This is a genomic window from Pseudomonas sp. S44, from assembly GCF_016624805.1.
In the GTDB taxonomy this organism is placed as follows: domain Bacteria; phylum Pseudomonadota; class Gammaproteobacteria; order Pseudomonadales; family Pseudomonadaceae; genus Aquipseudomonas; species Aquipseudomonas machongensis.
In genome coordinates this window covers 130,577-143,307 of sequence record NZ_JACVTY010000003.1, presented here as the reverse complement: position 1 = coordinate 143,307, position 12,731 = coordinate 130,577, and the positions used below count along the sequence as shown (strand labels likewise).

At 63.8% G+C, this 12,731-nt stretch carries 6 protein-coding genes; 5 read left to right on the top strand and 1 reads right to left on the bottom strand.

From position 1 onward, the window contains the following. Positions 1 to 4 precede the first annotated feature (4 nt). Complete coding sequence (gene hutG, locus IAE40_RS04755) at positions 5 to 808, top strand: N-formylglutamate deformylase (RefSeq protein WP_125931231.1); 804 nt, start codon at positions 5 to 7, stop codon at positions 806 to 808. 56 nt (positions 809 to 864) lie between these two features. On the opposite strand, the gene IAE40_RS04750 is transcribed toward hutG, so the two are convergent. Continuing rightward, on the bottom strand, positions 865 to 6,366 hold the full coding sequence (locus IAE40_RS04750; RefSeq protein ID WP_200602751.1) for a dermonecrotic toxin domain-containing protein: 5,502 nt from the start codon (positions 6,364 to 6,366) through the stop codon (positions 865 to 867). A 177-nt stretch (positions 6,367 to 6,543) separates the two neighbouring features. Between IAE40_RS04750 and pip the strand changes: the two genes are divergently transcribed. From pip to mdoH, 4 genes are all read left to right on the top strand, one after another. Continuing rightward, entirely contained in the window at positions 6,544 to 7,515 is a 972-nt protein-coding gene (gene pip, locus IAE40_RS04745; protein ID WP_054894800.1) for a prolyl aminopeptidase, read from the top strand. After that, positions 7,512 to 7,949, top strand: a complete 438-nt coding sequence (dtd, locus tag IAE40_RS04740; protein ID WP_065863878.1) for a D-aminoacyl-tRNA deacylase — start codon at positions 7,512 to 7,514, stop codon at positions 7,947 to 7,949. The genes pip and dtd overlap by 4 nt, the downstream gene beginning before the upstream one ends. Before the next feature lie 263 nt (positions 7,950 to 8,212). After that, positions 8,213 to 9,958, top strand: a complete 1,746-nt coding sequence (locus IAE40_RS04735) for a glucan biosynthesis protein G (RefSeq protein ID WP_081255321.1) — start codon at positions 8,213 to 8,215, stop codon at positions 9,956 to 9,958. Further along, positions 9,951 to 12,524, top strand: a complete 2,574-nt coding sequence (mdoH, locus tag IAE40_RS04730; RefSeq protein ID WP_200602750.1) for a glucans biosynthesis glucosyltransferase MdoH — start codon at positions 9,951 to 9,953, stop codon at positions 12,522 to 12,524. Before IAE40_RS04735 ends, mdoH begins: the two co-directional genes overlap by 8 nt. Positions 12,525 to 12,731: the final 207 nt, after the last annotated feature.

The window sequence follows — 12,731 nt, the reverse complement described above, 5'->3', positions numbered from 1 at the left end:
CGTCATGGACAAGGTATTGAGTTTTCATCAAGGTCGCCTGCCGCTGCTGATCAGCATGCCCCACGCCGGTCTCACGTTGACCCCGGCGGTCGAAGCCGGGCTGGTGGACGAGGCCAGGAGCCTGCCGGACACCGACTGGCATATTCCGCAGCTGTACGACTTTGCCCGTGAGCTGGGGGCCAGCGTGGTGGCGGCCGAGTACTCGCGCTTCGTCATCGACCTGAACCGGCCGGACGACGACAAGCCGTTGTACGTCGGCGCCACCACCGGGCTGTACCCGGCGACGCTGTTCGACGGAGAGCCGCTGTTCAAGGAAGGGCAGGTGCCGTCGGCCGACGAGCGTGCCACCTACCTGGAGAAGATCTGGCGCCCGTACCACGGCACTCTCCGCCAGGAGCTGGATCGCCTGCGGGCCGAGTTCGGTTACGCGCTGCTGTGGGACGCCCACTCGATCCGTTCGCTGATTCCGCACCTGTTCGAGGGCAAGCTGCCGGACTTCAATCTCGGTACCTTCAACGGCGCGAGCTGCGACCCGGCGCTGGCCGAGCGGCTCAAGGCGGTGTGCGCCGACGCACCTGCCTACAGCCATGTACTCAACGGGCGTTTCAAGGGCGGGCATATCACCCGTCACTACGGCGATCCGGCCAACCACGTCCACGCGGTGCAGTTGGAACTGGCGCAGAGCACCTACATGGAAGAGGTTGAGCCGTTCGCCTACCGCGAGGACCTGGCGCGGCCCACGCAGGAGGTGCTGCGGCGCCTGCTCGCCAGCGTGCTCGAATGGGGCAAGGGGCGTTACGGCAAGTGAGGGCAACCCCGGGCCGGGACAAAGCCGGCCCGGGGTAGTGCGGTGTCGCCAGCGGGTCATTCGCGCTCGGGGTTGGCCTGGAGGGTCAGCTCCTGTATCAGGCGGGCTTCCTTTGCCTGCTTTTCATGCTTCAAGCTGTCGAACTCCGGCGCGAGTTGCTCCAGGGTGCTGTCGGGGAACTGCTCGGGCAACGCCAGTACCTGCGCCTGGTACTGCTGTTCGATCGCTTCGAAGCGCGCCTGGTGGGTGTGGCGCAGGTAGCGAATCCATTCTTCGTTGCTGGTGGCGTAGTTCAGGAACGACTCGCCCTGTTCTTCGCGGTGCACCTGGTCCACGGCCAGCGCCAGCTCGTTACGGCTGACATCGGCGAAAGCCTCGTACAGCATGTTGTCGTCCGGTACGCCAAGCTTGAGTTCCGCATTCAACCCGCGTCGATAGGCCAGGCGCACCTCTGCCTCGTCGCGCCCCCTGGCTTTGTCCCGGGCGATCTCGTCCAGCCGGTGCAGGCGGAAGAGACGACGCAGCTCCCGGTAGAGCGTGTGCTCCGACTCTGCCGCCTCGGTCAGCAAGCGCCGGCCGTCGATCAGCAGTTCGATGTTCTGGAACACCAGCAGGGCGCCGTCATGGCAGGTCTGGTTGCCGGTGTCGGGCTGCACCAGGGCCTCTTCGGCCACGGCGTTGAACAGCAGACGCTCCTCGGTATTGACCGCGGCCTTGACCAGCATCAGACGCACGCGCTCGCAGAACGATTGGCGGGTCTGGCCGTTGCGATAGGGGGCAGCCTGGCGCAACCGACCGACCAGCGCCAGCAGGTTGGCAGCGTCACCGCTTTCTTCGAGGGTTTCCCAGGCGCTTCTCAGGGCCTCGTTCTGCGCCTGGGCGCCGAGCGACCAGTCGTCGACGTTGGGCAGGTCGTTATCGGCAGAGAGCATCGGGTTATGCAGGTGTCCGCCAGCCATTTCATCATCTGAAGAGGTGAGCAAGAGCAGATCTTCGGGCACGTCCATGGCGAAGGTATAGCTGTGCTGGCTGTCCGATGAGGTGCGCGCGCGCGTCATGGTGTCCATGCTCAACGGGTTGCCGAACAATGCGATCGATGAGATCGGGAAACCGTTATCGATGTTGCTGAGGATGTATTCGGGAAGTTCGGTGAGCTGGTTTTCACTGAGATCCAGCATGTCCATCGGCAGCAGGCTGTCGATCCATGCCGGCCATTGCTGCAGGCCCATGTTGTTCAGGTCGAGGCGGCGCAGGTTGCGTAGCGCTTCGGGCACTTGGGTGATGTTGCCCATGTGGTTGCCGCCCAGGTCCAGCACTGTCAGGTTGCTCAAGTGGGCGAGGGTTGCAAGCATGCTGTCGTCCACCTCCAGGTTCATGTCGCGCATCGAAAGATAGGTCAGGCGTGGCAGGCGGAGCAGTGCCGTGGGCAGGGTCTGGGTGGCGCCGATGTATTCCACCAGGTTCAGGCTCTCGACGTTCGGGAGTCGGGCGAGAAACGCATCCAACTGCTCTGTGCTTCCACTCGCTCGGGATAGGGACAGGTTGCGCACCCGCTCGTTGAAGAAGGTCGGCAACTGTGGCGGGAAATGCCCCAGGTCCATGTCTTCCAAGCGCAAGGTCGTCTGGGTCAGGCCTTGTTCCTGGCTCTGCCAGAAGGTGCTCAACGCGGAGCCGATACGGCGGCGGGCAAGTGTCGCGGCTTGGCTTGGCGGTGCGCTCGAACTGGAGGCGTTGGCCCACTGGTCGATGGCCTCGTGCAGCGTCTGGCGTTGCTGGAGGTGCTGGTCGAGACGGGTACGCAGGCTGGGCGAGATATCGACCGTGACGTTGGGGCTCGACGCTTCCTGGGCCAACAGCAGGCGCAGCAATTGGTCATCGCTGATGCGGTTGCCTTCCAGTGTGATGACGGTGTGTGGGCGTGCGTCGGCGTGGCTGTTGAGCAGCATGCCAGGCAGTACCCGCAGGTTGTTGTCGCGTAGCGAAAGTTCGCCGATGTTCGCCAGTGCCCCTAGGCCCAGACCCTGCGGCCAGTGGTCGAGGGTCATACGGTCGAGACCAAGGTAGTCCAGCGTGAGCTCGCGAAAATCCGGGCGGTAGCGTTCGGAAAGGCGATTGCCGCTGAAGTCCAGGCGACGCAGGCGAGGCAGGCCGGCGAGGCTGTTGATGTCGCTCTCGGACAGTTGCAGGTTCTGGTTCAGCAGGCTGAGCGATTCGAGTTCGGGGAAGTGTATTGCCATCAACCCAACGCTGAACAGCATTTGCGATGGGGCGGCGGTTTGCGAGTAGGGGCGGCTGATTTCGAGTGAGCGCACGCCTGGCAACTGTCGGAACAGGTTGTTCAGGTGCCGCTCGTATGCGGTCCAACCCACGCTACTGCCAAATGACGGCTCGGTCAGTTGCACGTGCGTGATGGTCGCCCTGAGGAAGTCGGGCAGGTCCGAAGGGAAGCTGCTGAGGTCGATGCGCTCCAGGTGCAGCGGGGCTTGGGTGTCTCCGAGGGCGGGCAATGCGTTGCGGTGCCAGTGATTCATGAAGCGTGCCTGAAGCTCGGAGAACGTTTGTGGCGGGACAAGGATGTCGGGGTGGACCGCCGTGCGCCAATCGTCCAGCCAGCGCTGCAGGGCGGTGCGCTGTTCTTGCAGCTCGCGCAGGCGGTTATGGATGTCCGAACGGTTCATGCCGCTGGTTTCAAGGCGGGTCAGGATCTGTTCGGCCGAGCGGGAGAGGTGTTCGGGCAGTTCGAGGGTGCGGATGATGCGCAGCAGTGTATGGCGGGTGAACGAACCCCCAACCGCACCTCGACCGCCCAGTGGGTAGCCGATGCGCCCGTCGGCCAGGCGCATCGGTGAGCGGTAGCCTGGGTTCAGCGGTTGCATGCCCAGCAGGCGCCTGAACGTAGCGCGTGGCAGGAGGTTGGCCTGGATCAGGCGCTGCAAGGCAAGGGTCTGTTCGGCACCGTCGCCCGCCAGTGTTTCGCGCAGGGCGGCGGGTATCACCTCGAGCAGTGCGCTGTACAACGAAGTATGCGAGGACAAGGAGGTGGCCGATTCCGCAAGGTAGCCTGAGGCGGTGCTGACGAGGGTCTGGCCCTGCGTGTCGGTGGTGCCGATCTCGAAGGTTCCGCCAGGCAACTGCTCCAGTGTCAGGCGGGTGCCGGTTGGCCAGTCGGACAACTGCTCCAGCGTGTACAGCGCCAGCCGCTCGCTATCGGCATTGCGCACCGAGTCCAGGAATAACCCCTCGTAGGCACGCGCCAGGCGCACCTGTTGCTGGTAGAGGCGTATTTCCTGGGCCAGGCGGTAGGGCACCTTGGCTTGTGCCAGGCTTTGCAGCTCCTCGGGCGTGGCGTGGCGCAGCAGTTCCTCGACGATGGCATTCGGCAGTTGCGGGTAGCGCTGCTGGATGAGCTCTGCGGATGGCGTCACGCTGCTCGACAAGGCGCTGTAGCGATTGGCGAATTCTGCCTGGGCCATGTGTGGCTCGGCGTAGGCGGGCGTCTGGCTGATCTGCTGGTCCAGCGTGAAGCGCGCCAGGGTGTCTTCCAGCAGTGCGGGAAGCCGCTGGTTATCGGCGATGATCCGGCGCAGCACGTCTTCCTGGGTGTCGCTGATCTCCAGAATGCGGGTGATGGTTGCATCATCGAACGCGGCGGCCAGCGGGCTTGCGCGACGCATGAGGGTAAGCGCCTGCCAGGTCAGCGGCTGGTCCAGTTCGTGCAGCCAGGCACCGGCACCATTGTGGCGCAGGCTCGGTTGGTAGCTCTGCGGGTTGTGCGGGTGTTCGAGCCGGTATTCACCAGTAGGCGTCGCCTGGCTCAGCGAATAGTGGGTGCCGTCCAGCGCGAGCCAGGTCTTGCCTTGGTGATGGTACAGGCCGAATTCATCTGGCTGCAGGTCGGCTGGCAGCAGAATGTCGTGCGCGAACGGCCGCAGGTCGGGGGCCCACAGGCGGGTCTGGCCATCGGGCAGTTCGACGGGGGTGAGTTCTTCGATGAACGAGGGCGTTTCGACCGGAATACGCTCGAGCGCCGGTACCTCGCCTGTGCCGCCGGCGGCCCCCAGTGCGGCGGTGAGCGCCACGTTCTCGACCACATCCATCAGGTACTCGAAGGCCTGTTGCTGGTCGCCGCTGGCCCAGCTGTCCAGGCCCTCGAACACCTCGTAGCTCAGTTGGATAGCGGCCACGCCCATCATCACCTGGCCCAGCACGGGTATGAAGAAGGCGCTGATGTTGAGCGCGTCGAATGCCAGCTGGGTGAAGTAGGCTCGACGCTTTTCGGCGGTCTTTTCGTCCTCGACGGCGGTGGGCACCGCGTGGAATGCCGCGTCGTCCTTGAGCCGCTGCTGCTTGTGCTCGACCTGATGGGTGAGCAGCGGCTGGCGCAAGGGCTCCAGGGTCACCGGAACCCAGGCGTCTGGGTCGCGGACCCGCTCGACCTGGCCGTCTTGGCCGTCGGGGCCAGGTTGTACGGTGCTCCAGTCGACCGGTTGCAGGCAGTCGCGCAGCTTTTCGAAGAAGGTGGCGCTGTCACGCGCCGGCACTGCGCGCTTGAGCTGATCGATCGGCATCATCCACAGCTGTTCGCGCAAGTGGGCCTGTGCCTCGTGCACCGAATGGTGCTGCTGCAAGGGGGTGTCGCTGCCGGGCAGGTAGGTGACGAGGAGGCCTTTGTGCGGCAATAGCAGCGGATCGTAGGTCAGTAGCTGCTCGGGAGAGGGGACGGCGCCGATGACCATGGCCCCGGTCAACGGCACCCCGAACAGGGCCAGCCCGGCGCAACGCACCGGGCTGCCCTGGTACTCGGCTGGCTTGTCCTCGACGAGGGCGAGCAGTATCGAGTGCAATTCGGCGTCGATCGCTTGGCTGAGTAAGGCTTTATGCACCTCCACGCGCAAGGCCGCCTGTTCGGTCGCGCGCAGCGCTGGCGCCGCGGAGTTCAACACGTCGCCGATCAGCGTCTGGTACTGGCCGCCGATGTCCAGCTCACGGCTCAGGGCCGCGAACTCGTGGGGAACGATGGAGAGTTGCTTTCCGTCCGGCGTAAGGAACGTAAAAGTGTTGCTGTCGACAACGGCTGCGCTGAGCCATTGTCCATCTAGCCCATTGGGCTCGGCTTCGGCCTCCTCGAAATTCTGCAGCGCACAGTGCAGCAGCGATTGAGTGGCCAGTTTCAACGCACGCTGCCCATTGACGACGGGATCGCCTTCCAGCTGCAGTTTGTAGGCTTCTGCCTTGCTGGCATTGATCAGGTAGTGGGTGGACACGTCGAGGGACAACGTGAACCGCTTTTCAATCGCCTGGCGCAAGTGCTGGGTGGCGAACGCTGTCAGCGCCGGGAGCGCACCCAGTTGCGCATTGAGCTCGGTGCTGTGGGCCTGGTAGTCGGTATAGGCCTGGGCAAGGTCACGGGTGGTAGTGTTGGCCTGCGCGAACCAGGTCGGCGGGGTTTTGAGGGTTTCGCGCATGATGGTGTGCGCATGGGCAGGGGTTGTGTGCATCCACGGCGGCATCTTGTGTTCGATCAAGGCGTGGGGAGCGAGGGGGGCTGAAGGCTTCATGGCGGTGTCTCATGGGGAAATCGCCGATGCTAGTGAGCCGCGCAGGCCAGGCTGACATAACAGTTTATAGAGGCCGTGGGGCAATGATCTGGCAGGCCCATCACACGGGTACATGCTCAAAGCGCAATTCAGGTTTATGATGGCCCTCGGCCGAACAATCCTCACACGGAGTGCGCAATGCAGACCCTCTACCCGCAGATCAAACCCTACGCCCGGCACGATCTGGCCGTGGAAGCGCCGCACGTGTTGTATGTCGATGAAAGTGGTTCGCCTGAAGGTTTGCCGGTGGTGTTCATCCACGGAGGTCCGGGCTCGGGCTGCGACGCGCAGAGTCGTTGCTACTTCGACCCCAACCTCTACCGCATCATCACCTTCGACCAGCGCGGCTGTGGGCGCTCCACGCCACACGCGAGCCTGGAGAACAACACCACCTGGCACCTGATCGAAGACCTGGAGCGCATCCGCGAGCACCTGGGCATCGACAAATGGGTACTGTTCGGTGGCTCCTGGGGCTCGACGCTGGCGCTGGCCTACGCCCAGACCCACCCCGAGCGCGTGCATGGCCTGATTTTGCGCGGGATCTTCCTGTGCCGTCCCCAGGAAATAGAATGGTTCTATCAGGCGGGCGCCAGCCGTCTGTTCCCCGACTACTGGCAGGACTACATCGCGCCGATCCCGGCCGATGAGCGCGGCGACCTGGTCAAGGCTTTCCACAAGCGCCTGACCGGCCACGACCAGATCGCCCAGATGCAAGCCGCCAAGGCCTGGTCGACCTGGGAAGGCCGTACTGCCACGCTGCGTCCCAATCCGCTGGTGGTCGATCGCTTCTCCGAGCCTCAGCGTGCGCTGTCGATCGCCCGTATCGAATGCCACTACTTCATGAACAATGCCTTCCTCGAGCCGGACCAGCTGATCCGCGATCTGCCGAAGATCGCCCACCTGCCGGCGGTGATCGTGCATGGACGCTATGACGTGATCTGCCCGCTGGACAACGCCTGGGAGCTACACCAGGCCTGGCCGAACAGCGAACTCAAGGTGATCCGCGATGCTGGCCACGCCGCGTCCGAGCCAGGCATCACCGATGCCTTGGTACGCGCGGCAGACCAGATGGCGCGTCGCCTGCTCGACCTGCCCCTGGAAGAAGCATGAAGGGCCTGCTGCAGCGTGTACGCGCAGCACGGGTCGAAGTCGAGGGCGAGATCGTCGGCGCCGTAGACCAGGGTTTGCTGGTGCTGGTGGCGGTCGAGCCTGAAGATACCCGCGAACATGCCGATAAGCTTTTGCACAAGCTGCTGAACTACCGGGTGTTCAGCGACCCGCAAGGCAAGATGAACCTGTCGCTCAAGGACATCGGCGGCGGGCTGCTGCTGGTGTCGCAGTTCACCCTGGCCGCCGACACCCGTAGTGGCATGCGGCCGGGCTTTTCGACGGCGGCGCCGCCTGCACTGGGAGCCGAGCTTTTCGACTATCTTTTGCAGCAGGCTAAGCTTCAGCACTCGAACGTCGAGAGTGGCCGTTTTGGTGCAGATATGCAGGTTCACCTGGTCAATGATGGCCCCGTAACATTTATGTTACAAATATGAGCCGCAAAAACCCCTTGTTTGTAGGAAAACAAGGGGTTTTGTACGATAAATAGTTTGTCCAGCCTGATGCGTTGTAACGCAGCCTGCTGGATAATCGCGCGCTGCGTGAGCCTGCGTTCGCAGGTTCGTTTCACTCTGACTCGAGCATTGTCTGGATCCGTTTGGGGAATCATTGCGCCCTTGCGGGGTCCGAACAGTGCTCGCCAACCCGGCATTGGTCGCTGGCCGTTGGTTTCATGATCTGTTTACGGCGAGGGTTGCTCGTGATTGTAAGTCCCTGTAATGCACCAAGAATCCCCGGCAATCGGCTGCGCACGGCCTTGTTGGCAGGCGCAGCGCTGGTTGGCCTGATGAGCGCTGGCCAGCTGTGGGCATTCAATCTTGACGATGTTGCAGCCAAGGCAAAGGATCTGGCCGGCCAGAAGTACGAAGCACCGAAGAGCAACCTGCCTCCGGTGTTCCGCGACATGAAGTACGCGGACTATCAGAAAATCCGCTTCATCCAGGAAAAGGCCGAATGGGCGAATGACAAGACCCCGTTCAAGCTCTCCTTCTATCATCAGGGCATGCACTTCGACACGCCGGTGACCATCAACGAGATCACCGCCAAGAAGGTCGAAGAGATCAAGTACGACCCGAGCCGCTTCGAGTTCGGCGACGTACCGCATGACGCCGATGCCACCAAGAACCTCGGCTACGCCGGTTTCCGCGTGCTCTACCCGATCAACAAGCCTGACAAGCAGGATGAGATCATGACCCTGCTGGGCGCCAGCTACTTCCGCGTGGTCGGCAAGGGGCACGCCTATGGCCTGTCTGCCCGTGGCCTGGCCATCGACACCGCGCTGCCGTCCGGCGAAGAGTTCCCGCGCTTTCGCGAGTTCTGGATCGAGAAGCCCAAGCCCGCCGACAAGCACCTGGTGATCTACGCGCTGCTTGATTCGCCACGTTCCACCGGCGCCTATAAGCTGACCGTGCGTCCAGGCGACGACACCATCGTCGACGTCAAGTCCAAGGTGTTCCTGCGCGATCACGTCAGTCGCCTGGGCATCGCCCCGCTGACCAGCATGTTCCTGTTCGGCCCGAACCAGCCGTCGAAGGTACAGAACTACCGTCCGGCGCTGCATGACTCCGAAGGCCTGTCGATCCACGCCGGCAACGGCGAATGGCTGTGGCGTCCGCTGAACAACCCGAAACACCTGGCAGTCAGCAACTTCAGCGTCGAGAACCCGCGTGGTTTCGGCCTGATGCAGCGTCAGCGCGCCTTCAGCGACTTCGAAGACCTCGACGACAACTACCAGAAGCGTCCAAGCACCTGGATCGAGCCCAAGGGCGACTGGGGCAAGGGTACCGTCGACCTGGTCGAGATTCCGACTGCCGACGAGACCAACGACAACATCGTTGCTTTCTGGAGCCCGGAAACCTTGCCTGAGCCAGGCAAGCCCTTCGAGTACAACTACCGCCTGCACTGGACCATCAGCGAGCCCAAGTTCCAGGCCCAGGACCTTGGCTGGGTCAAGCAGACCCTGCGTTCCACCGGTGACGTCAAGCAAGCCAACCTGATCCGTCAGGCCGATGGCAGCGTGGCCTTCCTGGTCGACTTCAACGGCCCGGTGCTGGCGGCATTGCCGGAAGACACCGCGGTGCGCAGCCAGGTCAGCGTGGGCGACAATGCCGAGCTGGTCGAGAACAATCTACGCTACAACCCTGAGATCAAGGGCTGGCGTCTGACCCTGCGGTTGAAGGTCAAGGATCCGAAGAAGTCCACCGAGATGCGTGCCGCGCTGGTACGCGATGTTCCGGTCGAGGCGCCGAAGGAAACCAAACCTGCCGAAACCAAGCAGGACAAGGCGGCCGCCAAGCACGCCAAGGCTCAGCATGCCAAGGCCGAGAAGGCCGAGACGCCTGCCGAGCAACCAGCCGCCGACGCGGCGTCCACCAACGGGGCCCCGGCCACCACCGAGAAGGTGCTGACCGAAACCTGGAGCTATCAGTTGCCTGCCGATGAGTAACTCAAGCGCAAGGCCGGAATCGCTTGGCGAGTACCTGGCCCACCTCCCTCTGAGCGATGAGCAGCGAGCGGAACTCGCCAGCTGCTCTTCCTTCAGCGAGCTGCACCAACGCCTGGCGGCCGATCCGGCCGCCAGCGCCACCGAGGCCGTCCAGGCTTCGGTGGGTTCCCGTCTGACGGTTGGCAGTGCCGCCGAGCTCGAAGAGGCCGAGATGCTCGGCGTCGACGGCGGTGGCCGCCTGTGCCTGAAGATCGCCCCGCCGATCAAGCGTACCAAGGTCCTGCCCGAGCCCTGGCGCACCAATATTCTGGTGCGCATGTGGCGGCGCATGACTGGCCGCACCAACGCTCCGCAACCGCCCAAGCGCGAGTTGCCGCCGGCACGCTGGCGCCGGGTCGGTTCGTTGCGCCGCTACATCCTGCTGGCGCTGATGATCGGTCAGACCATCGTCGCCGGCTGGTACATGAAGGGCATCCTGCCGTACCAGGGCTGGTCGTTCGTCGACCTGGACGAAGTGGTCAACCAGCCGATCTGGGACACCGTCGTGCAGGTCTGGCCCTATGCCTTGCAGACTTCCATCCTGATTCTCTTCGGCATCCTGTTCTGCTGGGTGTCGGCGGGCTTCTGGACCGCGCTGATGGGCTTCCTCGAGCTGCTCACCGGCCGCGACAAGTACAAGATTTCCGGCAGCAGTGCCGGCAACGAGCCGATCCCGGCCGATGCCCGCACCGCGATCGTCATGCCGATCTGCAACGAAGATGTGCCACGGGTCTTCGCTGGCCTGCGCGCGACCTTCGAGTCGGTGGCCGCCACCGGCAACCTGGACCGCTTCGACTTCTTCGTGCTCAGCGACACCAACGACACCGACATCGCCGTTGCCGAGCAACAGGCGTGGCTCGAGGTGTGCCGTGAGGCGAAAGGCTTCGGTCGTATCTTCTATCGCCGCCGCCGCCGCCGCGTGAAACGCAAGAGCGGCAACCTCGACGACTTCTGCCGTCGCTGGGGGGGCGAATACAAGTACATGGTCGTGCTCGACGCCGACAGCGTGATGAGCGGTGAGTGCTTGAGCAGCCTGGTGCGCCTGATGGAGGCCAACCCGGACGCCGGTATCATCCAGACCGGGCCGAAGGCTTCGGGCATGGACACGCTCTATGCGCGCATGCAGCAGTTCGCCACCCGTGTGTACGGCCCGCTGTTCACCGCCGGCCTGCACTTCTGGCAGCTGGGCGAATCGCATTACTGGGGGCACAACGCGATCATCCGCATGAAGCCCTTCATCGAGCACTGCGCCTTGGCGCCATTGCCGGGCAAGGGCGCCTTCGCCGGCGCGATCCTGTCCCACGACTTCGTCGAAGCCGCGCTGATGCGCCGTGCCGGCTGGGGCGTGTGGATCGCCTACGACCTGCCGGGCAGCTATGAAGAGCTGCCGCCGAACCTGCTCGATGAGCTCAAGCGCGACCGGCGCTGGTGCCACGGCAACCTGATGAACTTCCGCCTGTTCCTGGTCAAGGGCATGCACCCGGTGCACCGCGCGGTGTTCCTCACCGGGGTGATGTCGTACCTGTCGGCGCCGCTGTGGTTCCTGTTCCTGGTGCTGTCGACCGCGTTGCTGGCAACCAACACGCTGATGGAGCCGCAGTACTTCATCGAGCCGTTCCAGCTGTATCCGCTGTGGCCGCAGTGGCACCCGGAAAAAGCCATCGCGCTGTTCTCTACCACCATCGTGCTGCTGTTCCTGCCCAAGCTGCTCAGCATCATCCTGATCTGGGCCAAGGGCGCGACCGAGTTCGGCGGGCGGATCAGGGTGACCCTGTCGATGCTGATGGAGATGCTGTTCTCCATGTTGCTGGCGCCGGTGCGGATGATCTTCCACACCCGCTTCGTGTTGGCCGCGTTCCTCGGCTGGGCAGCGACCTGGAATTCGCCGCAGCGTGACGACGATTCCACCCCGTGGAGCGAAGCGGTGCGGCGTCATGGCCCGCAGACCTTGCTGGGTATCGCCTGGGCTGCGCTGGTGGCTTGGCTGAATCCGAGCTTCCTGTGGTGGCTGGCGCCGATCGTCGGCTCGCTGGTGCTGTCGATCCCGGTTTCGGTGATCTCCAGCCGTGTGCGCCTGGGCCTGGCGGCCAAGGACGAGCGCTTGTTCCTGATTCCCGAGGAATACGCCACGCCGCACGAGCTGCTGGCAACCGACCAGTACACCCACGAGAACCGCTGGCACGCCCTGAAGGATGGCTTCGTTCGCGCCGTGGTCGATCCGCGTCAGAACGCCCTGGCCTGCGCCATGGGTACGGCCCGTCATGGTCAGTCCGATGCGATCGAGACGCTGCGCGCCGAGCGTATCGCCAAGGCGCTGGAAGCGGGCCCCAAGGGGATCGACGGCAATACTCGCCTGGCCCTGCTGAGCGATCCGGTGGCGCTGTCGCGCCTGCACGAGCGGGTGTGGACCGAGCAGAACGAGGCGTGGATCAAGGTGTGGCGCAACTCCATCGCCAACGATCCGCACTCGCCGCTGTTGCCGCTGCATCCCGAGGGTGAGGGCCAGCCGGCACTTGTCGGCGCCTGATCCATCGCATTCGCGGGCAAGCCCGCTCCTACAAAGCCTGTAGGAGCGGGCTTGCCCGCGAAGCTTTTTCTGCTGCCATGATTTTTGGCCAACAAAGTCCCCACCGGCTCTAGGTCCCAGGGCCTGCATGCGTTAGCATCCGTCCCGACACAACGCACCGGTCGGAACGATCGTGCACACAATAAAATTCTGCGTACTTCTTGCTAG

What these genes read in the sequence shown, in the direction of transcription:
- pip (WP_054894800.1), top strand. Translation starts at nt 6,544, where the DNA reads ATGCAGACCCTCTACCCGCAGATCAAACCCTACGCCCGGCACGATCTG.
- dtd (WP_065863878.1), top strand. Translation starts at nt 7,512, where the DNA reads ATGAAGGGCCTGCTGCAGCGTGTACGCGCAGCACGGGTCGAAGTCGAG.
- hutG (WP_125931231.1), top strand. Translation starts at nt 5, where the DNA reads ATGGACAAGGTATTGAGTTTTCATCAAGGTCGCCTGCCGCTGCTGATC.
- IAE40_RS04750 (WP_200602751.1), bottom strand. Translation starts at nt 6,366, where the DNA reads ATGAAGCCTTCAGCCCCCCTCGCTCCCCACGCCTTGATCGAACACAAG.
- mdoH (WP_200602750.1), top strand. Translation starts at nt 9,951, where the DNA reads ATGAGTAACTCAAGCGCAAGGCCGGAATCGCTTGGCGAGTACCTGGCC.